Raw genomic sequence first — 20,810 nt, 5'->3', positions numbered from 1 at the left:
TCCTGCCGTTTCCAATCCGTGTTGTAGCGAGTTGTCCGACGCGCAGAGGGATCCGAGCCCGCGGCGCTCCCACCCGTTCTGGGATTTCTGGGGGCCGGTGCTGTTCACCCTCGCTCTCTACCTGGGCATCAGGCACTGGATCGCTGAAGCCCGTTTCATTCCGTCCGGCTCCATGCTGCCGGGTCTGCAGATTCACGATCGCCTGCTGGTGGAGAAGCTCACCTACCGGCAGCGTTCCCCCCGCCGAGGTGAAATTGTTGTCTTCAATTCTCCCTATTCCTTCGATCCGGCACTGAAATCCACCACGTCACCTTCGCCGTTGCAATGCGCCCTGGCCAACTTTCCCCTGCTGGGTCTAATCCCCGGTCTCGGCGATCCAGCCTGTGACGCTTACATCAAGCGAGTGGTGGCGGTGGCCGGCGATCAGGTGGTGGTGAATCCTCGGGGTGAGGTGAGTGTGAACGGCAAGGCCGTGCCCGAGCCCTATGTGAGCAACTACTGCCCTCTGGATGCGCAGGGGATGAGCCGTTGCCGCACGCTCAACGTCACCGTGCCCAAGGGCCATGTGCTGGCGCTCGGCGATAACCGAAGCAACAGCTGGGATGGCCGGTACTGGCCCGGCGGCCCCTTTCTGCCTGAACAAGAGATCCTCGGCCGCGCTGTGTGGCGTTTCTGGCCCCTCAATCGCAGCGGATCTCTGGGGTTGTGAGACCGCAGGCCGTCACCTGGCCCACCAACTCTCGCCCTTCCCACGGTTGATTGGCCGCCAGGGGCGCATCGGCTGACTGACGCGACTGGCGCCAGCGCTGCTGGGGGTCGAACAACAGCCAGCGGTTGCTGCCGACCTCCAGTCGCTCCTCCGGTTGACCGAGCAGGCGGGAGGGGCCGAAGCAGAGTGCGTTCCAGAGTTGACGTACCGACCAGCCACGGACGTTGACCAGCTCCTGCCACAGGGCCGGCAGCACCAGCTGGTGTCCCGCCAGTCCTGGGCGGCGTTCTCCCGGCGGTAGCAGGCAGTCTTCCTCGTCGAGCGGCACCGCGTGCACTGCCACGGCCGTCAGGGTGCCCCGCTCCAATGCGTCGATCAGGGCCTGCCGGTCTTCCGGGCCCCCCAGCGAGGGGGTGATACACCAGCCGGTCTCCGTGGGCTGCAGGCTGCCGCTGTCGGCCACGAGGTGCCACCAGCAGACGCTGGCTTGTGGTGGCACGACTGCTGCCTTCAGCTGGTTAACGCCGTCGGCCGTGGACAGGTTCATCAGGCAGAGACGGCGCTCCGGGTGCTGGCGCTGCAGTTCGAGCAGCTGGCCCAGGGGCAGGGTTTCACTGGCGACCGGATCCGGAGGCCAACCGGCCCGGAGGGTCTCCACCCCTTCGCGCACCATGCCGTCCCCCTGAATCTGGGGGTCGCGTGGCGCAAGCAGCAGCGGGGCCGCGCCCATGTCTCCCAGCACCAGGGCCCGCTGCAGCAGGGGAATCGGCGGGCAGTGGTCATCGTCGGCGAGGCCGATGGCGCCATGCTCCAGCAGGTCACCATGGGCAGAAAACTGCTCGCCGCGTCCGCCACAACTGAACCCGCCCCAGAGATGCAGCCGCACCCCAAGCTCAGGGCGTTGGAACCCCTGGAGCTGCTCGACCCTGTCGCGCCAGGTTTCGGCCCGAGGCAGCAGGGCCACCTGGCCGTAGCCCGCCCGAGCGGCAGCGCGGCACAGGCTCTCCAGCGTTTCCGCCTGGCCGATGAGGGGCTGCTCAAGAACGGAGTGGGGATCGACCAGCAAAGGCGCCAGGAGCGCCTTGGGCATGGCCTGGGCTTCGATGCCCTCCCGCTGGGCCAACTGTCTGGCGTCGTCACCGAAGTCCACCAGCGCACCGTCGCGGATCAGGGCGGCGCCCTGCTCAATCGGATCCTGGTCGCTGCCGATCAGGATCCGGACTGGATCCAGCAGCATGGTGTGCGGCATGGGCTCAGAGGGCTCCGGCGGCCGTGCGGTCGAGAACGCCTCCCAGGTGGGAGGTGAGATTCAGACAGGTCACCACTGCAGGCTGGCCAGGATCGACGGGCATGTCGATCACGGTGACGCCGCCGTTCCCCTGTTTCACCGCCCAGATGTCGGCGGGGGACAGACCGAGCAGGTGGCAGAGGATCGTTTTGTTGACGGCGTCATGGGCCACCACCAGGGCTGTTTCCTCTGGATCGAGGCTCGCGGCGATCGTGGTCCAGGTGTGCACCGACCGTTCCCACACTTGTTGGATGGTTTCCCCTTCCGGCATCTGCACTGTGTGCGGCGTGCGTTTCCATTCCGCCAGCAGGTCGCCCCACTGGGCCTGAATCTCCGCTTCCAACTTGCCTTCCCAGAGTCCGTGGCCGATCTCCATCAAACCGCCGGTCACGGTGAGGGGGACCCCGGGGTGGGAGCGAAGAATGCCCTCCGCCGTCTGACGGGGGCGCGACATGGAGCTGCTGTAGGCCCGTTGCAGAGGCACGGGTGCGAGGAAGGCGCGGGCCGCTTCTGCCTGGGCGTGGCCGTTGGCGTTGAGGGGGATATCGATCTGTCCCTGGAAGCGGCCCTCCCGGTTCCAGTTCGTTTCGCCATGGCGGACGAGCACCAGGCGGGCGCCTTTGCCCTTGGCCGGCAAGGGCTGACCGAGATGGCTGCTGTTGTTGAGGCACTCGATCTGAACGCTGTGCCCCTCGCTGCTCGGTTGGAGGTTGAAGACCGACAGGGAGGCATTGTCGAGTTGCAGGCGTCGGAAGCCACGCTCCGGTTCTCCCAGCAGCACCAGGATCAGGCAGCGCAGGATCGCGTTGTGTCCCACCACCAGAACGGTGCTGTCGCCACCCACTGGATGGCGTTGCAGCAGGGTCTGAAGGAAGCGGCGCGCCTGCTCCATCAGCTCGGGGATCGGTCGATAGCGGCTCCCATCCGTCCGGGTGAGCTCCAGCTCTTCCGGCCGGAGCCTCCAGGCCTGGTAAGCCTCCGGATCGCGTTGGGCGCGCTCATCGGCGGTCAGACCGCTCCAGGGTTCCAGGTCGACTTCCAGCAGACCTTCATCGAGCACCGGTTGCAGGCTGTCGCTGCGCACGCCCAGGATCGCGGCGGTGGTGGCCGCGGCCCTCTGAAGCGGCGAGCTGTAGACAGCGTCGAGGGGGAGATCGATCAGAGCCTGGCCTGTGCGACGGGCCTGGTCCTCCCCTTCGCTCGTCAGCACCGAGAGGTCGTTGCGGCCCTGAATGCGCCGTTCCACATTGAAACTGCTCAGGCCATGGCGAACCAGGAGAAGACGCAAGGTCACCGCATCAAGACGTAGGCGCGGTCATCGTATGGGCCCGTTCTGCCGCCACGGTGTCACCCACATGTCCCGGTCGCCGGGGAGAATCGAGCCCAGTTGCCGCCGGTCCGTTGACCTCTCCTCCGATCGGACGCATCGCTTCCTTCAAAGGCTTCCTGGCCGTTCTGTCCCTGCTGCTGGCGGTGACCGTTTGGGTTGTGGGGTTGATGGACAGCCTCAGTCGACCTTCGGTGGCCCCGGCCCTGTCGCTGCAGCAGCAGGAGATGGCCCTCCTGGCGGGCCCAGCCCTGCCGGAACCGGTCCGCCCTCTTCTGGTGGGGGCTGATCCTGCCCAGGTCCTCCTGGAATCTCTGCAAGAGATTCCTCTGGATCGCCTCGATGACCGTCAGCGTCTGCTGCTGGCCTCCCTCGAGACCGATGCGGAGCAGCAACGTCGGCTGTTGGCAGCTCCCCTGGGTGGTGCTGGATTGAATCCGCTTCAGCGGGCCCTGGCGGAGGATTCCGACCGCACCAGCCTCTCGGCGGCTGAGCGGCGGCTCCTGGAGGTGGCTCCGGCAGACCCGCTGCTCCGGCAGGTGAGCTGTCTGGCCTTGGGCGGCACGGCACAGGAGTGTGAGCAGCCCGCTGTTGCCCGCTCCACGGCCCGGCGTCTGTTGTTGGCGGAGCTGCTTCCCCTGCTCGCGCTGCTGTTGGGTGTCGGTTTGCTCCTGCGCCATCTCTGGATGCTGTGGCGTGGTGATCTACCGCGCTGGCCCAGGCTTCAGGGGCTGCCCCTCAGTCTCATCGACATGGTGCTGCTGGTGGCCGGAGGGTTCGTGGTGCTCGGTGAAGTGTTGCTGCCCCTCGTGGTCAGTCCGCTCACGAGCTGGATCACGCGCGATCTCCGCGGCCCCCTCAGCCAGGCTGCCGCCGTTCTCGTGGGTTACTCCGCTCTGGCTCTGCCACCCCTGCTGATCATCAAGCAGCAGCTCGGCGGTCTCGACCGCCGCGAAGCGCCGGAGGGAGGCTGGCTGCAGTGGCGGTTGCAGCCGGTGGGCCAGGGCCTGTTGCAGGGAGGGAGGGCCTGGCTGATGGTGATGCCTCCGGTGGCCTTCACCGGGTGGTTGATGGGGCGCTTGCTCGGTGATCAGGGGGGGAGCAACCCTCTGCTGGAGCTGGTGTTGCGCAGTCGGGATGGCTGGGCCCTGGCCCTTCTGGCCACCACCGCGGTGCTGCTGGCCCCCCTGTTTGAGGAGATGGTGTTTCGCGGCGTGCTGCTGCCGGTGCTGGGGCGCAGTATCGGTCGTGGTTGGAGCGTGTTTCTGAGTGCGCTCATCTTTGCGGTGGCCCATCTCAGCATCGGTGAGTTGCCGCCGCTGCTTGTGCTGGGGCTGGGGCTGGGGCTTCTCAGACTGAGCAGCGGTCGACTCTTCCCCTGCGTGGTGATGCATGCCTTCTGGAACGGCGCCACCTTTCTCAATCTGATCCTGTTGGCCTGAAGGGGAACGGGCCTGTGAGCACCTGACGTTTCGGGCTTGCGGCAGCGCGTTGGGAATGGTTCACTGGCCCATTGGTCGGTCTGTGCCGTGACTGCCGTTCCCCAGCCTCGATCTGCTCCTGCTGCGCGGAGCAACACGAACGGTGCCCTGGAGTTGATTCAGGGGTCGCTGTCGGCCCAGAAAGTGGCCCGGCGATCCCCCCTGTTGGCAGGCCTGCATCGTGCAGCTGACGGCAGCCTGGTGGGGGTGTTTGCGGCTGTGTTGGTGCTCACCGGGTTGACGCTGCATTGGCAGCACCGCTGGACCCTGGCGTTTCAACAGTTGGACGACACCCGTTCCCTATCCCACCGCCTGACCGAGTCCACGGCCATGCTTGAGCGCCATCTGCTTGAGAAGGGGCGTCTTCCCAAGACCCTGGTGCCCACCAAGGTGTCGAATCTCGTGTATCTCGAACGCCCGAAGCCGGCCTCGAAGCCCCAGGTCGACCATCTGGCCATGATCGGTGCCTGGATGGAGGAACCCATCCATCAGGGGTATTGAGCTGATGCCTGTTTTGACGGAGCGCCGGGCCCGTCCGCAGCAACGGCTCCGCCAGCGGGTCGTGCGCCTCGAGCCCGTTCCTGCTGGCCGGATGCGTCTGGTGTATGCCCTCCTCTGCGTGGGCCTGGTGGGCCTGATCGGCAGGATGGCCTGGCTCCAGGTGGTGCAGAGTGATGCCCTGGAGGCCCGGGCCCGTTCCCTCCAGACCCAGACGACCGACCCCCTGGGGACGCGTCGACCGATCGTCGATCGTTCCGGCCGCTTGGTGGCGCTGGATGAGGAACGCTTTCGGCTTTGGGCCCATCCCCGTTACTTCAATATTCCTGGCGACGACCCCCAGCTGGTGCGCCCTCCGCTTGATGTGGCTCGACGTCTCTCGGGGCTACTGGCTGTGCCGATGGCGGAGCTCGTGAAGCGCATGGGAGACCGCCCATCGGGCATTCGCCTGGCCGAGGCGATCGATCCGGAAACGGCGGCCGAAATCCGGCGTCTCGGCATCAGTGGTCTTGATCTCGAGGCCTATCCCTATCGGGTGTATCCCCAGGGAGATCTGTTCGCCAATGTGGTGGGCTTCCTGAATCAGGAGCGTGTGCCTCAGGCGGGGCTGGAACAGAGCCGGCATGACGACCTGATGCGCCATGAGCAGTCGCGCAGCCTGCGTCGGGGCGCCGATGGCACGCCTCTTCCCGACAACCTCAGCCCCGGGGTGTTCTTCGGTGATGATCTGCGTCTCCAGCTCACCCTCGATGCCCGCCTGCAGCAGCTGGCGGCCAAGGCTCTCACCGCCCAGGTGAAGCAGTGGAAGGCCAAAAAAGGTGTGGCGATTGTGATGGATGTTCGCAACGGCGAACTGCTGGCGCTCGCCTCCACCCCCACCTACGACCCGAATCGCTACTGGTCGTTCGCTCCGGGGCGTTTTCGCGAGTGGTCGGTGCAGGATCTTTATGAACCAGGCTCCACGTTCAAGCCGATCAACCTGGCCATCGCCCTGCAGGAGGGGGTGATTCAACCGAAAGGAACGGTGAATGATGTGGGGCAGTTGCAGATCGGCGGGTGGCCAATCTTCAATCACGATCGCCAGGCCAATGGCGTGATCGATTTCCCCACCGTGCTCCAGGTGTCGAGCAACGTGGGGATGGTGCAGGCGATGCGCAACCTCAAACCCTCCCTTTACTGGGACTGGTTGGAGCGGCTGGGGCTGGAAGCGCGACCCGATACGGATCTGCCCGGGGCCCAGGCCGGTCAGCTGAAGACGAAAGAGCAGTTCACCAGTCAGCCGATCGAACCGGCCACTGCCGCTTTCGGTCAGGGCTTCGCCCTGACTCCCCTGAAACTCACCCAGCTGCACGCCATGCTGGCCAATGGTGGTCGCCTGGTCAGTCCCCACATCACCCGCGGTCTCCGCTCCGGCGATGGTCTGGCCGGCTCGAGTCCGCCGAAAGGTCAGCAGTTGCTCAAGCCTGAGGTCACCCGCACCGTGATGGCCTGGATGGAGTCGGTGGTCGACCAGGGCAGTGGCAAAGGGGCCAAGACGCCGGGCTATCGCATCGGTGGCAAGACAGGCACGGCGCAGAAAGCGCGCAATGGGGTGTACATCCCCGGCGCCCGGATTTGCAGTTTTGTGGCCACCTTGCCGGTGAACGATCCTCGCTTCGTGGTGGTGGTAGTGGTGGACGAACCGCAGGGCGGCAATGCCTACGGCTCCACGGTGGCCGTGCCCGTTGCCAAACAGATCATCGATGGTCTGCTGGTGCTGGAACAGATTCCACCCCAGGTGCCCGCCACCGCCAAACCCGGGTGATTCAGGAGGCTGTCAGTTCGAAAACCGCCGCTACGTTACGGGCACTGAGCCTTTCTCCACCCCATGGCCACCCTCCTCGAGCAGTTGTCCGCCATGACCGTTGTCGTGGCCGACACCGGTGACCTTGAGGCGATCCGTCGATTCACTCCCCGGGATGCCACCACGAATCCGTCGCTGATCCTCGCTGCTGCACAGATTCCTGCGTATCAGAGCCTGATCGATGAGGCTCTGCGCTCCTCCCGAAAGCTCATCGGTGACAATGCACCCGTGGAGGATGTGGTGCACGAGGCGCTGGATGAGATCAGTGTGATCTTCGGAAAGCAGATCCTCAAGATCGTTCCTGGCCGGGTGTCGACGGAAGTGGATGCGCGCCTCAGCTACGACACCGACGCCACGATCGCCAAGGGGCGCAAACTGATCCGGCTTTACAACGATGCCGGCATCAGCAACGACCGCGTGCTGATCAAGATTGCGTCCACCTGGGAGGGCATCAAAGCCGCCGAGGTTCTGGAGAAGGAAGGCATCCACTGCAACCTCACGTTGCTGTTCGGTTTCGGTCAGGCGGTGGCCTGCGCTGAAGCCGGCGTCACCCTGATCTCTCCCTTCGTCGGCCGCATCCTTGATTGGTATAAAGCGGAGACGGGGCGCGAGTCCTATCCGGGTCCGGAGGATCCCGGCGTGCTGTCAGTGACGCGGATTTTCAACTATTTCAAGACCTACGGCTACAAGACGGAGGTAATGGGGGCCAGCTTCCGCAACACCGACGAGATCGTGGAGCTGGCTGGTTGTGATCTGCTCACCATCTCCCCCAAGCTGCTGGATCAGCTGCGGCAGAGCGACGCCGTGCTCTCCCGCAAGCTGGATGGCGCCAACCCCTCCAGCAGCGAGCCGCAGATTCATGTCGACCGGGAGCGTTTCGATGCTCTGATGCGCGATGACCGGATGGCGAGCGACAAACTGGGCGAGGGCATCAAGGGTTTCAGCAAGGCGATCGAAACCCTCGAACAGCAGCTCGCTCATCGCCTCGCCGAACTGGAGGGCGGTTCAGCGTTCCGTCATGCCGTGCAGGAGATCTTCCTGCTCAACGACATGAATGGTGATGGCTCGATCACGCGGGATGAATGGCTCGGCAGCGATGCCGTGTTCGATGCTTTGGATCAAGACCATGACGGCCGCCTCACGCCCGATGAGGTGCGTCAGGGGTTGGGTGCTGCTCTTTCGCTTACGACCGCTTGATGGCGATCGTGTTAGCGGCTTCTTTACCTGGTGCGAGCAGCATCGGGTCTTGACCTCGATTCCTTTCCGTGAACGCTCTTGACACCATGCGTGCCCTCGCCGCCAAAGGCGAGTCCCGCACCTTCAACGCCAGTGATGTGATCTTTTCCGCCGGTGATAGCGGCTCGTCGATGTTCGGGGTTCTTGAGGGTTCGGTGCGTCTGAACTGGCTCACCGAGAAGGGGCTTGAGGGGTATGAGGTCATCGAGGCTGGTCATGTGTTCGGTGCTGGTGCCCTGGTCACGCCGGATCACCGCCGTCTCGGCACCGCTGTGGCGGAGACCTCCTGTCGCCTGATCGAGATGAACAGAGAGAAGTTCCTGTTTGCCGTGCAAGAAGCACCGATGTTCGCGATCGAATTGCTGGCGTCGGTGGATGAGCGACTGCGTGACCTCAAGCTCAAGGCTCACACCTGAGCTCTCTTCCGGCATGGTCCGCTGATCCATTCCATGCCGATCCATGCCGACCCTGCCTAGGGTCGGCCTTCTATTTGGCATGTGATGGCGGTGGCCGATCAGCCCCTGCAGCTGGTCTGGTTCAAGCGTGATCTGCGTAGCGTGGATCACCGGCCGCTGGCCCTGGCGCTCGAGCGTGGTCCAGTGCTGCCTCTCTATATCGTTGAGCCGCAGTTCTGGTTGCAGCCTGATGCGTCCGCACGCCAGTGGGCGTTCTGCCGTGAGGCTCTGGAAGCACTGCGGGAGCGCCTGTCTGCGCTGGGTCAGCCCCTGGTGGTGCGGGTGGGCGATGCGGTGGAGGTGTTGGAGCGGGCTCGCCTGCGGCTCGGTGTGGAGGCGCTCTGGAGTCATCAAGAAACAGGCAATGCCTTCACCTTTGCCCGGGATCGCCGGGTGAAGGCCTGGGCGCGCAGTCACGGCATCCCCTGGCATGAGTGTCCCCAGTTCGGCGTGATTCGTGGTCTGCGCCGTCGCGAGGGTTGGGCGACCCGCTGGCAAGAGCGGATGGCGACTCCGCTCACGCCGGAGCCGCTCGCTCTGCCGCCGCTGCCTTCGATTCAGCCCGGTGGTCTGCCCTCGACTTCAGACCTGGGTCTGGCGGCAGATCCCTGTCCTTGCCGTCAGCGTGGTGGTCGCCCGCAGGGTGAGACGGTGTTGCAGGATTTTCTTCAGCGTCGCGTTCAGCGCTACTCCGGCAGCATCTCCAGTCCGCTCACCGCCTTCGACGGCTGTTCCCGCCTGTCGCCCTATCTCACCTGGGGCTGCCTGTCGCTGCGGGAAGTGGTGCAGGCCAGTGCCTCCCTCGCCGGCCGGGGGGTGCGCAACTTTCGCTCCCGCCTCCACTGGCATTGCCATTTCATACAGAAGCTGGAGAGTGAGCCGGCGATCGAGCATCGCGATTTCCATCCCTTCATGCGCGACATCCGTGCCTGGGATGCGGAGCGTTATCAGGCATGGGCAGAGGGGCGCACGGGGTTGCCGTTTGTGGATGCCTGCATGCGCGCCCTGATCGCCCATGGCTGGATCAATTTCCGAATGCGGGCGATGCTCATGTCAGTGGCGTCGTATCACCTCTGGCTCCCCTGGAGGGAAACCGGCCTCCATCTGGCCCGGTTGTTTGTGGATTACGAGCCGGGGATCCACTGGAGTCAGTGTCAGATGCAGTCCGGCAGCACATCGATCAACACGATCCGCATCTACAACCCGATCAAGCAGGGCCTCGACCACGATCCCAAGGGTGTGTTCATCCGACGCTGGTGTCCGGAACTCGCCGATCGGCCCGATGTATGGCTGCATGAACCCTGGCGGGGCGGCGGTGATCATCCCGCCCCGATCGTGGATCCTGCTCAGGCGGCCAGGGAGGCTCGGGACAGGATCTGGGCAATCCGTCGCGCCGCCGGTTTTGATCGCATCGCCGATGCGATCCAGGAACGCCATGGCTCCCGCCGGGCTGGGCTCGCGCCGACGGGAGGCCAGGGCAGCCGCCGTCGGCGCCGGACTGACGTCGCCGATGCGTCGATGCGTCAGCTCAGCCTTCAGGTCGACATCGACCCGGCTTAACGCCGTTGCAACAACAGGCGTCGGATTACCCGCTGGGCGATGTCTCCGTATCCCATCTCACCGGAGAGGATCTGAGCGATCCGTTGGGGTGCTGTGGGCCGTTTGACTCCGAGCTGATACCCCACCTTCGGAAAGCGATAGAACACCTGGGCGATGCGTCGTCCCCAGGCCATCGAGTCACCCCAGCGTTGCCGCATGCCGATGCTGTAGCCGCGCAGATCGCTGCACTCTCCCCGCAACCAGCGGTTCAGGTGGGTGGCCGCTTCGCAGCCGCTCATCAGCGCAGGCCGCAGCCCTTCAGCGAGAAAGGGATCGCAGAGGGAGGCTGAATCCCCCACGGCCAGGATTCCATCGCCATCGAGACGCTCATGGCCGTTCCAGACCCGCAGGGAAGCGGTCTGGCGCAGGCCAGCGTCGGAGGGAAATCCCAGGTCGGGCAGGAGCTGCTGCAGGATCGTGTCGCTGCTGTCTGCCTGGCGCCCGATGAAGGTTCCAACCCCCACATTGACGCCATCGGCGATGGGAAAGGCCCAGGCGAAGCCGTGATGCACCAGGCCGAATTCAAATCGGGCCGCTCCGGGTTGCAGGGATCCCCGCCCCTGGAGGCGCACCGAGGTGGTGCTGGCCAGGTGCAGGCTTGAGGGCCCGAGCCCGAACCGCGCTGGCCAGGGGGAGTTGGAGCCATTGGCGATCACCACCGCTCGGCCGCGCACGGTGCGTCCGTCTGTGGAGCGCACGCACCAATGCTCACCGTCCCGCTGGACGTCATCGACGCCAAAGCCGCGCTCGATCCGGCACCCCTTCGCCATGGCCTCCTCCAGCAGCAGCTGATCCAGCCGTTCCCGGCGCACAATCCAGAACGGTGCGCTGCCGGGTAGCTCGGCAACCACCGGATCACTGAGGCACCAACTGAAGTCAACGCGACGGATCACCTCCTCCACCGCCGGGGCGAGGGGAAAGGGGAACCACTGCTGCACGGAGGCCGCCATGCCGCCGCCACAGGGCTTGATCCGCTCGTTTCCGTCCCTCTCCAGCACCAGCACCCGATGGCCGGCAGCGGCGAGATGAAAGGCCGCGGCTCCACCGGCGGCGCCGGCGCCGAGGATCAGAACATCGGCGTCAAGACTGGCCACCGACTGGCTCATGCGAGGGATCTCACACTTTGAGGATGTCGGCTTCTTTGTCAGCGAGGTGGGTTTCGATGGCAGCGATGAAGCGATCCGTCAGTTTCTGAACTTTGTCTTGTTCATCGCGGCTCTGGTCTTCAGAGATCTCACCCTCTTTCTCCTGCTTCTTCACTTTGTCGATGGCATCGCGGCGGATGTTGCGCAGGGCCACTTTGCCTTCTTCGGCATATTTCGAGGCCAACTTGCAGAATTCCTTGCGTCGCTCCTCGGTGAGGGGAGGCACGTTGATGCGGATCACTTTGCCGTCGTTGTTGGGAGTGAATCCCAGCTCACTCATGGCAATCGCCTTTTCAATCGCTGCCAGGGCGCTGATGTCGAAGGGCTGAATCTGAATCGTTTGTGAATCGGGCGTCGACAGGGTGGCGAGCGACTTCAGGGGGGTGTCGGCGCCGTAGTACTCGACACTGATGCGGTCGAGCAGCGAAGAATTGGCACGACCGGTGCGGATCGTGTTGAACATGCGTTGGGTGGATTCCACCGACTTATGCATGCTGGCTTCGAGATCGTTCTGCGACATGACGACGATGCTGGAGTGTTGAGGTTTTAGTTGCTGATGCGGGAACCAATGGATTCGCCGGCCACGGCTCTGCCGATGTTGCCGGGCTCGAACAGATTGAAAACCACAATCGGAATGTTGTTGTCTTTGCACAGGGCGATGGCGGTGCTGTCCATCACCGCCAGCTCTCCGCTCAGCACCTGCTGGAAGGTGAGGTGGTCGTAACGCACGGCGTTGGCATGCACGTTGGGGTCACGGTCATAGACCCCATCCACTTTCGTGGCTTTGAACACCACGTCGGCACTGATCTCGGCTGCGCGCAGAGCGGCGGTGGTGTCGGTGGTGAAGAAGGGATTGCCGCAACCCGCTCCGAACACCACCACCCGTCCCTTTTCGAGATGGCGGATCGCCTTGCGGCGGATGTAGGGCTCAGCCATTTCCTGCATGGCGATGGCGGTCTGCACCCGGGTTTCCACCCCCGCCCGCTCCAGGCCGTCCTGGAGGGTGATCGCATTCATCACTGTGGCCAGCATGCCCACATAGTCGGCGGTGGCTCGGTCCATCCCCGCCGCCGATCCCTTGAGGCCGCGAAAAATGTTGCCGCCACCCACAACAATCGCAAGTTGGGTGCCTCCGGCAACCACGCGAGCCACGTCTTCAGCGATGGATTGAACGATGGCGGGGTCAATTCCATACCCCTGATCTCCCATCAGCGCTTCGCCGCTGAGTTTGAGAAGGGCACGTGCGTAAGCCATGCAGCATCCAGATCTTGATGACAGTAGCAACAGGCTTCAAGCACAACGGCTTTCAGCAACCCTTGCGGGAGACGGGCTGGTGCGGCGTGCCATTCCTCGCTTGGATGGGGCAGTGCCAGAGCCTTCATGCCGGAGTCGCAGGAGCCACGGAGCGGGGTGATGGCCCGCCTCACGCTCTCCGCGCTGGATCGTGCCAGCCGGGATCCCTCCTGTTGGCGTGATCCGATCGTGCATCGAGCACTTCTGGTCAGTGGTCTGTCGGTGTTGACCACCGCCTCCACCCTGCTGCTGGCTGATCTCGAGCAGACGTAATTCAGTACTCAACACCGGCCTGGGCTTTCACCCCCTGTTCCCGGAAGGGGTGGCGGACCAGGGTCATCTCCGTGACCAGGTCGGCGCGGTCGATCAACCCCGCGGGAGCGCCGCGACCGGTGAGGGCCACATGGGTGAGCTCCGGTCGGGTGTCGAGCCCAGCGATCACCTGCTCCAGCGACAGGTAGCCGAGCTTGAGAGCCACGTTGATCTCATCGAGGATCACCAGCTGATGCTCGCTGCTGCGCAGGTAGTGAAGCGACTGCTGCCAGGCCCCCTGCACCAGCTCCCGGTCCCGTTCCCGATCTTGCGTCACCCAGGTGAAGCCCTCGCCAAGGGCATGCCACTGGAGCGCATCGCCGAAGGCCTGCAGTGCGCGTGCCTCTCCCGGTTCCCAACCGCCTTTGATGAACTGCACCACCGCCACCCGTTCGCCGTGCCCGAGGGTGCGCAGGGCGAGGCCGAGGGCTGCGGTGGTCTTGCCTTTGCCATGCCCGGTGAACACCATCACCAGCCCTTTTTCCAGCGACCGTTCCTGGAGCCGCTGCTGCTGCACCTCCTCCCGCCGCCGCATCCTGGCCCGGTAGGCCTCCGCATCTCGCTCCGGTGCCAGATCCCCTCCCATGCCGAGGGCGTCGGCGGATTGGTCGAGGTCGTGGGCGGATCCGGTCTCTCCCGAGGTCATGGCGTTGGCGTGGGGTCCGGGGGCAGCATGGCCGCTGGCGGTCGCTGCGCCACGATCCGTTGTAGGGCATCCCCCGCCAGTCGCTCCTGCTCCACCGCCCCAAAGCCAAGTCGTTGCAGCTCGGCAGGCAGGTTGTCCTGCAGCAGGTCGAGGGCGGTGTCGGTTTCAAACAGGGCGCAGAAGAGCTGTTGCGGGAGTCGCAGCCAGGCCCCGGCGGGATGGAGGTCCACGATCACGAGCCAGCCGCCGGGGCGTAGCAACCGATAGGCGCTCTGCAGCACCTTCTGCCGTTCCGATCGGGTGAACTCATGCAGCGCCAGGCTGATCTGAATTCCCTCAAACTGCCCGCTCTCCAGGGGGGGCTCCTCCGCCAGTCCTTCCACCTGTCGCAGCTCCGGATGCCGTTGTGCCGCAAGGCTCAGCGCCCTTGGCGACACATCCAGGCCGGTGACCGAAAACCCGCAGGCCAACCAGGGAGCGGCTGCCTCGCCACTGCCGCAGCAGAGATCGAGCACGGGAGCTCCGGAGGGCAATCGGGAGGCCAGGCCGTCCAACCCCAGGCGGCGCAACCGGCCCACACCCCCCACAGCTACAGCCGACAGCGCCGTGACCGTGTCGTAAAGCCAGCGATGGCGATAGGCGAGCTGGCGAAGGGGAGTGGTCATGGAAGTGGATGCAATCGAGACGGGCCGGCTCAGGCCTTGAGGCGAGCGAGGGCGGCATCCACCGCCTGCTGCTGATCTCGGCGGGTGATCCAGTGGTGGTAGGTGCGGGTGTGAATGGCCACGGAGTGCCCCATCATCCTGGCCGCCACCGTGTCGGGTAGGCCGATGTGGATGGTGCGCACGGCCCAGGCATGGCGCAGGTCGTAGGGCGTCAGCGGCAGCCCGTAGCGACGGAATTGCTCCGCGACCCGACGGCCCACCTGCTGCAGGGTGGTGCGCCGCAGATCGGTGCAGACCGGCGGCAGCGCCTCGCGACCATCACCCAGGTGGTGCAGATCGAAGCGTTCCACCCAGTCTGGAAGGAAGGGCCAGACCTGGTGTTCGCCCGTTTTGGTGGTGGGCAACACCCGGATCACCCGATCCCCGCCCGCGCGCAGGCTCGACAGGTCGCTGAAGAACACCTCGTGGTTGCGCAGCCCGAAGGTCGCCATCAGGCCGAAGGCCAGGCGCCAGCTTCGGTTGGGGATCAACAGGAAGGCTTCGAGGATGTCGGCGTCGCTGGGGAGCTGGCGGAAGCGGGCGCGGTGCAGGCCATAGCCCCCCGCCTGGGCTCGCCAGTCCTCCGGCAAGGCGAGGTCGGCGTGGACGGCCAAGGCCTGGAGGGCCGTGGCGCACTGCTGTCGGCTGCGGCTGCCCTCGCCATAGCTCTCCAGCGTGATGCGCAGGAGCTCCGTCCCCAGAGGGAGGTTGTGCTCGCTGGCCAGGCTCCTGAGGCGCCGCAGGTAGGGCCGGTACGCCGCAGTCCAGGTGCTACGGCTGCCCGCCGCTGAGCGCCGCCGTCGCGGGTCCTCAAAGAAGGCCTGCTCAAATTGTTCGAGCTGGTGCTCGAGCCTGGGGGCGGCCGCGGCGTTGCTGGATGCGATCCCGTTGGCGTCCCCGCTCCGCTCCCCTGTGCTCCCTTCCGTGCCGGCCTGGGCGGCCCATTGGTCCCAGCGGAACTGCTGGCGGCGCAGCTGCAGATCGACCAGCTGCAGGGTGCGCTCGGCTTCTCGGAGCCCTTGGGCATCCGCTGGTAGACCGAGGCTGAGGCGCTGGGTGCGGGTGGTGTGCGGCGTCTGCCGGCAGGGCAGGGGACCGCGCAGGTTGAGTTTCCGGCCGCGCTGCTCGAGACGTAGCCGGATGCCCTCCGCCGCCAGGGAGGCATTGATTCGTGCCAGGTCGCCGCTCAGATCCATGCCCCGGGTCTGCCGCCGCCACCATCGCGTTGATGGGGGTTACGCTCAAGCCCCTCATGCCCCGCACATCCCCCATGGCCCGGGTCGGCGTCCTGCTTCTCAACCTCGGGGGACCCGAACGGATTCAGGATGTGGGTCCGTTTCTTTACAACCTTTTTGCGGATCCAGAGATCATCCGGTTGCCGATTCCGGCCCTGCAAAAGCCGCTGGCCTGGTTGATCAGCACCCTGCGCAGCAGCAAGTCGCAGGAGGCCTATCGCTCCATCGGCGGCGGTTCACCGCTTCGCCGGATCACGGAGCAGCAGGCGCGGGAGCTGCAGAGTGTGTTGCGCCAGCGGGGAATCGAGGCCACCACTTACGTGGCCATGCGCTACTGGCACCCGTTCACGGAATCGGCCGTGGCCGATATCAAGGCTGACGCCATGGATGAGGTGGTGGTTCTGCCCTTGTATCCCCACTTCTCGATCAGCACCAGCGGCTCCAGCTTTCGCGAGCTCCAGCGTCTGCGTCAGCTCGATCCTGCGTTTCAACAGCTGCCGATCCGCTGCATCCGCAGCTGGTTTGACCATCCCGGCTATGTGCGGGCGATGGCGGAGCTGATCGCTGAACAGGTGCGTGCGTCGGAGCGGCCCGAGGAAGCCCATGTCTTTTTCAGTGCCCACGGGGTGCCGAAGAGTTATGTGGAGGAGGCCGGCGACCCCTACCAACGGGAGATCGAGGCCTGCACCGCCCTGATCATGGCGGAACTTGAGCGCCTTCTCGGTCGCCCCAATCCCCATACCCTTGCTTACCAGAGTCGGGTCGGCCCAGTGGAATGGCTGAAGCCCTACACCGAGGAAGCACTGGAGGCCCTCGGTGCCGCCGGCACCCGCGACTTGGTGGTGGTGCCCATCAGTTTCGTCAGTGAGCACATCGAGACGCTCGAGGAGATCGACATCGAATACCGCGAACTGGCCACCGAGGCCGGCGTGGTCCATTTCCGTCGCGTTCCTGCCCTCGACACCTATCCCCCGTTCATCGAAGGCCTGGCCGATCTCGTCAGTGCCAGCCTCGAGGGCCCGGAGATCAATTTGGATCAGGCGGCGGAACTGCCCACCAAAGTGAAGCTCTATCCCCAGGAGAAGTGGGAGTGGGGTTGGAACAACAGCTCCGAAGTGTGGAATGGGCGTCTCGCCATGATTGGTTTCTCAGCATTCCTGCTCGAGCTGATCACCGGTCAGGGTCCCCTGCATGCCCTCGGCCTGCTCTGAGCAGCGGATCGGCTGGGCCCTTAATCTTGAGGGTCAGACCCGTGTGATGCCGCAGTGACCCTGACTTCCGCCCCCTCGGTCTCCCAAGCATCCGATCAGGGCGGTCACCGCCGAATCACCGGCGCTGAGGCGCTGATGGATGCCCTGCGTCGACACGGGGTCGACACGATTTTCGGGTATCCAGGCGGTGCCATCCTGCCCATCTACGACGCCCTCCATGTGGCCGAGCGGGAGGGTTGGGTCCGACACATTCTGGTGCGGCATGAGCAGGCCGGCACCCACGCTGCCGATGCCTATGCCCGCGCCACCGGCAAGGTCGGTGTGTGCTTCGGCACGTCGGGACCTGGGGCGACCAATCTGGTCACCGGGATCGCGACGGCCCAGATGGACTCGGTGCCGATGGTGGTGATCACCGGTCAGGTGCCTCGGGCGGCGATTGGCACCGATGCGTTCCAGGAAACCGACATCTTCGGCATCACGCTGCCGATCGTGAAGCACTCCTGGGTGGTGCGTGACCCTGCGGATCTCGGTGCGATCGTCGCCCAGGCTTTCCTGATTGCCGCCAGCGGTCGCCCCGGTCCGGTCCTGATCGACATTCCCAAGGATGTGGGCCAGGAGGAATTCGATTATGTGCCTGTGGAACCCGGCTCGGTGATCCCGGCCGGGTTCCGCCAGCCTGCCGCTCCGGAAGATGGCGCGATTGCTGCAGCTCTGGATCTGATCGAACAGGCCAACCGCCCGCTTCTTTATGTGGGGGGTGGAGCGATTTCCGCCTTCGCCCACGACAGCCTGCGCGTGCTGGCGGATCGGTTCCAGATTCCTGTCACCACCACCCTGATGGGAAAGGGTGCCTTCGATGAGAACGATCCACTGTCGGTGGGCATGCTGGGCATGCATGGCACCGCCTACGCCAATTTCGCTGTCACCGAGTGTGATCTGTTGATTGCGGTCGGAGCCCGTTTTGACGATCGTGTCACCGGCAAGCTCGACACTTTCGCGCCACGGGCGCGGGTGATCCACTTCGAAATCGACCCGGCGGAAATCGGCAAGAACCGGCAGGCGGATGTGGCCGTGCTCGGCGATCTCGGCCTCAGCCTTGCCCGGATGGTCGAGATGAGCCTGCAACGTCACGAGGAGCCCCGAACGGCCGCCTGGCTGCAGCGCATCGAGGCCTGGAAGCAGCGCTATCCCCTGGTGGTGCCCCAGCCGGAGGGTGCGATTTACCCCCAGGAGGTGCTGATGGCGGTGCGTGATTGCTCCAATGACGCCATCGTGACCACCGATGTGGGGCAGCATCAGATGTGGGCGGCGCAATACCTGCGCAACGGACCCCGCGGCTGGATCAGTAGCTCAGGTCTCGGCACGATGGGCTTCGGCATGCCGGCAGCGATCGGCGCCCAGATGGCCTGCCCGGAACGTCAGGTGATCTGCATTGCCGGTGACGCCAGCATTCTGATGAATATTCAGGAGCTGGGAACTCTGGCGGCCTATGGCCTGCCGGTGAAGGTGGTGATTGTGAACAACCACTGGCAGGGCATGGTGCGCCAGTGGCAAGAAAGTTTCTACGACGAGCGTTATTCCGCTTCCGACATGCTCAATGGCATGCCTGATTTCATTGCTCTGGCTCGATCCTTCGGTGTCGACGGGGTGAAGATCAGTGATCGGGAGGTCCTCCGGAGCGATCTGAGCGCCGCACTCCAGGCACCGGGTCCGATGCTGATTGATGTGCACGTTCGCCGGGGCGAGAACTGCTATCCGATGGTGCCGCCGGGCAAGAGCAATGCTCAGATGGTGGGCCTGCCCGCCCACCCCGAACTGGCGATGGACACGACCCGCTCCTGTGCCGCCTGTGGGGCGACCACCGCCCACGAGCACCGTTTTTGCCCCTCCTGCGGGGCCTCGCTCTGATGGGTCGCTGGTTCGGGGCCGGTGTGCTGGTCTTGATGCTGCTGTGGATGCCCTTCAACGCCGCAGCGGCCGAGGTACTGCAGGTGCGCACGCCATCCCTGCTGCAGGTGGGCGATCACAACCGCACCTATACGGTGCGCCTGGCCTGCGTCGCCGTGGATCCGGCGTCAGAGGCTGAAGCCCTGGCCTGGTTGAAGCAGGAGCTGCCCCGCCGGCGTCGGGTCAACCTCCGCCCTGAAGGCAGCGACGATGGCGTCCTTCTGGCCAGGGTGACGCCTCTCGGTGAGGAGAGGGATCTGTCGCAGGGACTGGTTGCCGCCGGATTCGGGCGTGACACCTGCACCTCTGCCCAGCTCTGAATGGGGCGCAATCGCGTTGCTGCCGGAGTGGTGATGGTGCCCTGTGTGCTCCTGGGCGCTGCTTTTCTGAGCACGGCGGTCTGGACCGATGCTGCGGGTGAGAATCGCTCCCTGGCGCTGGGTTTGGGTGTGATGTTGCTGTTGGCTGGCCTGGCGGCGTTGTGGCTCCCGGCAGCAGCCGAAGCCGAGGCTGAACCCGAACGGGACTCTGATCCCGGGGATTCCATCACAATCCCGGACGAATCCGATTCCTCTCCCTAGGTTGCATTGTCACTGCCCTGTGTATCGCCATGGCTGCCTCGTCGGAGGCTCCAACCCACACCGGCGTTGATCACGCCTCCACGGGGTCTGAGCGATCAAAGGCTGCGCCATTCCTGCGGGCGCTGCCATGGCGACGCTGGCCCTTCGCCCGGCTGTTCCTGATCACGGCCAGTCTGCTGGGCTGTCAGGTGATTGCGGCCAGTCAGCGGCCCCTCTCCGCAGCTGCGATCCTGCTGGCGGATGGTCCGGCTCGAGCCAGGGTCTCCTTCCTCCAAGGTCTTCAGCTCGGTGATGCGGCCGTGCGGGCCTGTGGCCTGCAGCCCGTCAGCGTCGACTGGCGCACGCTGCCCTGGGACAGCGACCCCGGCTCAGCGTTCCCTTCCGGCATGGCACCGCCGTTGCTGGTGGCTCCTTTCGCTGCCGATTTGCGTGCCTTCGCTCAGCTGGCGGAGACTACCGACAGCCGGGTGCTGCTGCCCTTCCAGAGGGGAACCTCACTGCAGGGCCTCAAAGCCCTTGAGTCCGGCACCAGATTCTCGCCCCTGCTGCCTTCACGCGACACCGATCTGCGGGCTCTCGCTCAGGACGCCATCCGTCGGGGTTGGACCCGGATGGTGGTGGTGAGCGATCCGGGCACCATGGAGGCGGATGCTGCCGCCCCCTTCATCAGCCTGGTGCAAGGAGAAGGGGGTCAGGTGCTCTCCTACACCGATGCGTTGGTTCAGGAGGTGGACCCTGTTGATCCCGACCGCCTGCGACTGCTGGCGCAGGACCTGGCCTGGTTGGCGCCTGATGCCCTGGTGATGGCAGCGCCTCCCCAGGGACGGTTGGCCGAGGCGCTCCGCCGTGCTCAGCGCGATGGTGCCTTCGCTCCGGCCGCTCCCGCCTGGATCTGGCCGCTCTCTTCCGATCAGGTCACGGAGCTGAAGGAGCAGCCCTGGCCCCAGCTGGCCCTGCGCCGGCCCGCCGTCGGTCCGGGCTGGGAGAACTTTGCCCATCGCTTTCAGGAGCGTTACGGACAGCAACCCGATCAGCTAGCCGGAGCCGGTTACGACACCGCTCGCCTGCTGGCGCTGGCCTCGGTGGCCCCCGCTCCTGTGTCCTCGGAAGGCACCCGTGATCCCCTTGGCTGGATGGATCCAGGCGCCTCATCCCTGCCGCTCTGTGAGGCGATCGTGCGCCGACGAACCGGCCAGGCTGTGCGTCTGGAGGGGGTGAGCAGCGGCCTTGATCTTCGGCCTGCCCAGGCACCTTCAGGGGAGGCTCTCACTCGCCTCATCGCCACTCAGTAAGGTTTTCA

The 20,810-nt window shown here is 65.2% G+C and carries 21 protein-coding genes; 13 read left to right on the top strand and 8 right to left on the bottom strand.

Annotation, left to right across the window (positions count from 1 at the left end):
• Positions 1–31 precede the first annotated feature (31 nt).
• The gene (lepB, locus tag SynWH8101_RS09900; protein ID WP_130129629.1) at positions 32–709 is read left to right on the top strand and encodes a signal peptidase I; all 678 of its coding nucleotides are present in this window, start codon (positions 32–34) and stop codon (positions 707–709) included.
• On the opposite strand, the gene SynWH8101_RS09895 is transcribed toward lepB, so the two are convergent.
• Positions 681–1,958, bottom strand: coding sequence for a dihydroorotase (locus tag SynWH8101_RS09895; protein ID WP_130129628.1), 1,278 nt, complete (start codon positions 1,956–1,958; stop codon positions 681–683). The genes lepB and SynWH8101_RS09895 overlap by 29 nt on opposite strands.
• Before the next feature lie 4 nt (positions 1,959–1,962).
• A complete protein-coding gene (locus SynWH8101_RS09890; protein WP_130129627.1) occupies positions 1,963–3,291 on the bottom strand; it encodes a histidine phosphatase family protein in 1,329 nt (442 codons plus the stop codon).
• Positions 3,292–3,398: 107 nt separating this feature from the next.
• Between SynWH8101_RS09890 and SynWH8101_RS09885 the strand changes: the two genes are divergently transcribed.
• The 6 genes from SynWH8101_RS09885 (at position 3,399) to SynWH8101_RS09860 (ending at position 10,397) form a co-directional block, all read left to right on the top strand.
• Positions 3,399–4,766 (top strand): CPBP family intramembrane glutamic endopeptidase, encoded by a 1,368-nt coding sequence (locus SynWH8101_RS09885; protein WP_130129626.1) that lies wholly within the window; start codon positions 3,399–3,401, stop codon positions 4,764–4,766.
• An 87-nt stretch (positions 4,767–4,853) separates the two neighbouring features.
• Positions 4,854–5,306 carry a hypothetical protein gene (locus tag SynWH8101_RS09880; RefSeq protein ID WP_130130467.1) on the top strand — a complete coding sequence of 151 codons (453 nt, stop codon included), beginning with the start codon at positions 4,854–4,856 and terminating at the stop codon, positions 5,304–5,306.
• Positions 5,307–5,310: 4 nt separating this feature from the next.
• Complete coding sequence (locus SynWH8101_RS09875; protein ID WP_130129625.1) at positions 5,311–7,107, top strand: penicillin-binding protein 2; 1,797 nt, start codon at positions 5,311–5,313, stop codon at positions 7,105–7,107.
• Positions 7,108–7,170: 63 nt separating this feature from the next.
• Positions 7,171–8,343, top strand: a complete 1,173-nt coding sequence (locus SynWH8101_RS09870) for a transaldolase (protein ID WP_130129624.1) — start codon at positions 7,171–7,173, stop codon at positions 8,341–8,343.
• Between the two features lie 68 nt (positions 8,344–8,411).
• Positions 8,412–8,798: a Crp/Fnr family transcriptional regulator gene (locus tag SynWH8101_RS09865; RefSeq protein WP_130129623.1), complete on the top strand. Its 387-nt coding sequence runs from the start codon at positions 8,412–8,414 to the stop codon at positions 8,796–8,798.
• 84 nt (positions 8,799–8,882) lie between these two features.
• Positions 8,883–10,397, top strand: a complete 1,515-nt coding sequence (locus SynWH8101_RS09860) for a deoxyribodipyrimidine photo-lyase (RefSeq protein WP_130129622.1) — start codon at positions 8,883–8,885, stop codon at positions 10,395–10,397.
• Here SynWH8101_RS09860 and SynWH8101_RS09855 read toward each other — a convergent pair.
• From SynWH8101_RS09855 to pyrH, 3 genes are read right to left on the bottom strand one after another with little or no spacing between them, the layout of a single operon-like run.
• Positions 10,394–11,542, bottom strand: a complete 1,149-nt coding sequence (locus SynWH8101_RS09855) for an NAD(P)/FAD-dependent oxidoreductase (protein WP_130129621.1) — start codon at positions 11,540–11,542, stop codon at positions 10,394–10,396. The two genes, SynWH8101_RS09860 and SynWH8101_RS09855, sit on opposite strands and share 4 nt — an antisense overlap.
• Positions 11,543–11,552: 10 nt before the next feature.
• Positions 11,553–12,101 carry a ribosome recycling factor gene (gene frr, locus SynWH8101_RS09850; protein ID WP_130129620.1) on the bottom strand — a complete coding sequence of 183 codons (549 nt, stop codon included), beginning with the start codon at positions 12,099–12,101 and terminating at the stop codon, positions 11,553–11,555.
• Positions 12,102–12,127: 26 nt separating this feature from the next.
• Complete coding sequence (gene pyrH, locus SynWH8101_RS09845) at positions 12,128–12,835, bottom strand: UMP kinase (protein ID WP_130129619.1); 708 nt, start codon at positions 12,833–12,835, stop codon at positions 12,128–12,130.
• 126 nt (positions 12,836–12,961) lie between these two features.
• On the opposite strand from pyrH, the gene SynWH8101_RS09840 reads away from it, so the two are divergent.
• On the top strand, positions 12,962–13,147 hold the full coding sequence (locus SynWH8101_RS09840; protein ID WP_007101934.1) for a hypothetical protein: 186 nt from the start codon (positions 12,962–12,964) through the stop codon (positions 13,145–13,147).
• A 1-nt stretch (position 13,148) separates the two neighbouring features.
• On the opposite strand, the gene cobO is transcribed toward SynWH8101_RS09840, so the two are convergent.
• The 3 genes from cobO to SynWH8101_RS09825 are packed head-to-tail and all read right to left on the bottom strand — an operon-like array spanning position 13,149 to position 15,732.
• Positions 13,149–13,832 carry a cob(I)yrinic acid a,c-diamide adenosyltransferase gene (gene cobO, locus SynWH8101_RS09835; RefSeq protein ID WP_130129618.1) on the bottom strand — a complete coding sequence of 228 codons (684 nt, stop codon included), beginning with the start codon at positions 13,830–13,832 and terminating at the stop codon, positions 13,149–13,151.
• Positions 13,829–14,497, bottom strand: coding sequence for a class I SAM-dependent methyltransferase (locus tag SynWH8101_RS09830; RefSeq protein WP_130129617.1), 669 nt, complete (start codon positions 14,495–14,497; stop codon positions 13,829–13,831). The genes cobO and SynWH8101_RS09830 overlap by 4 nt, the downstream gene beginning before the upstream one ends.
• 29 nt (positions 14,498–14,526) lie before the next feature.
• Positions 14,527–15,732 (bottom strand): site-specific integrase, encoded by a 1,206-nt coding sequence (locus tag SynWH8101_RS09825; protein WP_130129616.1) that lies wholly within the window; start codon positions 15,730–15,732, stop codon positions 14,527–14,529.
• A 74-nt stretch (positions 15,733–15,806) separates the two neighbouring features.
• Between SynWH8101_RS09825 and hemH the strand changes: the two genes are divergently transcribed.
• Genes hemH through SynWH8101_RS09800 form a run of 5 tightly spaced genes read left to right on the top strand, consistent with a single transcriptional unit; the run spans position 15,807 to position 20,802 of the window.
• Positions 15,807–16,982 (top strand): ferrochelatase, encoded by a 1,176-nt coding sequence (hemH, locus tag SynWH8101_RS09820; RefSeq protein WP_130130466.1) that lies wholly within the window; start codon positions 15,807–15,809, stop codon positions 16,980–16,982.
• 54 nt (positions 16,983–17,036) lie between these two features.
• The gene (ilvB, locus tag SynWH8101_RS09815; protein WP_130129615.1) at positions 17,037–18,890 is read left to right on the top strand and encodes a biosynthetic-type acetolactate synthase large subunit; all 1,854 of its coding nucleotides are present in this window, start codon (positions 17,037–17,039) and stop codon (positions 18,888–18,890) included.
• Complete coding sequence (locus SynWH8101_RS09810; RefSeq protein WP_130130465.1) at positions 18,890–19,249, top strand: nuclease; 360 nt, start codon at positions 18,890–18,892, stop codon at positions 19,247–19,249. The genes ilvB and SynWH8101_RS09810 overlap by 1 nt, the downstream gene beginning before the upstream one ends.
• Complete coding sequence (locus SynWH8101_RS09805; protein ID WP_130129614.1) at positions 19,250–19,510, top strand: GIVxVP protein; 261 nt, start codon at positions 19,250–19,252, stop codon at positions 19,508–19,510. It abuts the gene before it with no gap.
• A 29-nt stretch (positions 19,511–19,539) separates the two neighbouring features.
• The gene (locus SynWH8101_RS09800) at positions 19,540–20,802 is read left to right on the top strand and encodes a histidine kinase (protein ID WP_254427936.1); all 1,263 of its coding nucleotides are present in this window, start codon (positions 19,540–19,542) and stop codon (positions 20,800–20,802) included.
• Positions 20,803–20,810 lie beyond the last annotated feature (8 nt).

This window comes from Synechococcus sp. WH 8101, assembly GCF_004209775.1.
Taxonomy (GTDB): domain Bacteria; phylum Cyanobacteriota; class Cyanobacteriia; order PCC-6307; family Cyanobiaceae; genus Synechococcus_C.
The sequence above is the reverse complement of the archived record's forward strand: the minus strand, read 5'-3'. Positions and strand labels throughout refer to the sequence as shown.

Coding starts and splice junctions, on each gene's coding strand:
- SynWH8101_RS09810 (WP_130130465.1), top strand. CDS start 18,890: ATGGGTCGCTGGTTCGGGGCCGGTGTGCTGGTCTTGATGCTGCTGTGG.
- SynWH8101_RS09895 (WP_130129628.1), bottom strand. CDS start 1,958: ATGCCGCACACCATGCTGCTGGATCCAGTCCGGATCCTGATCGGCAGC.
- SynWH8101_RS09825 (WP_130129616.1), bottom strand. CDS start 15,732: ATGGATCTGAGCGGCGACCTGGCACGAATCAATGCCTCCCTGGCGGCG.
- SynWH8101_RS09800 (WP_254427936.1), top strand. CDS start 19,540: ATGGCTGCCTCGTCGGAGGCTCCAACCCACACCGGCGTTGATCACGCC.
- hemH (WP_130130466.1), top strand. CDS start 15,807: ATGGCCCGGGTCGGCGTCCTGCTTCTCAACCTCGGGGGACCCGAACGG.
- frr (WP_130129620.1), bottom strand. CDS start 12,101: ATGTCGCAGAACGATCTCGAAGCCAGCATGCATAAGTCGGTGGAATCC.
- SynWH8101_RS09830 (WP_130129617.1), bottom strand. CDS start 14,497: ATGACCACTCCCCTTCGCCAGCTCGCCTATCGCCATCGCTGGCTTTAC.
- SynWH8101_RS09805 (WP_130129614.1), top strand. CDS start 19,250: ATGGGGCGCAATCGCGTTGCTGCCGGAGTGGTGATGGTGCCCTGTGTG.
- SynWH8101_RS09860 (WP_130129622.1), top strand. CDS start 8,883: ATGGCGGTGGCCGATCAGCCCCTGCAGCTGGTCTGGTTCAAGCGTGAT.
- SynWH8101_RS09870 (WP_130129624.1), top strand. CDS start 7,171: ATGGCCACCCTCCTCGAGCAGTTGTCCGCCATGACCGTTGTCGTGGCC.
- pyrH (WP_130129619.1), bottom strand. CDS start 12,835: ATGGCTTACGCACGTGCCCTTCTCAAACTCAGCGGCGAAGCGCTGATG.
- SynWH8101_RS09840 (WP_007101934.1), top strand. CDS start 12,962: ATGCCGGAGTCGCAGGAGCCACGGAGCGGGGTGATGGCCCGCCTCACG.
- cobO (WP_130129618.1), bottom strand. CDS start 13,832: ATGACCTCGGGAGAGACCGGATCCGCCCACGACCTCGACCAATCCGCC.
- SynWH8101_RS09855 (WP_130129621.1), bottom strand. CDS start 11,542: ATGAGCCAGTCGGTGGCCAGTCTTGACGCCGATGTTCTGATCCTCGGC.
- SynWH8101_RS09875 (WP_130129625.1), top strand. CDS start 5,311: ATGCCTGTTTTGACGGAGCGCCGGGCCCGTCCGCAGCAACGGCTCCGC.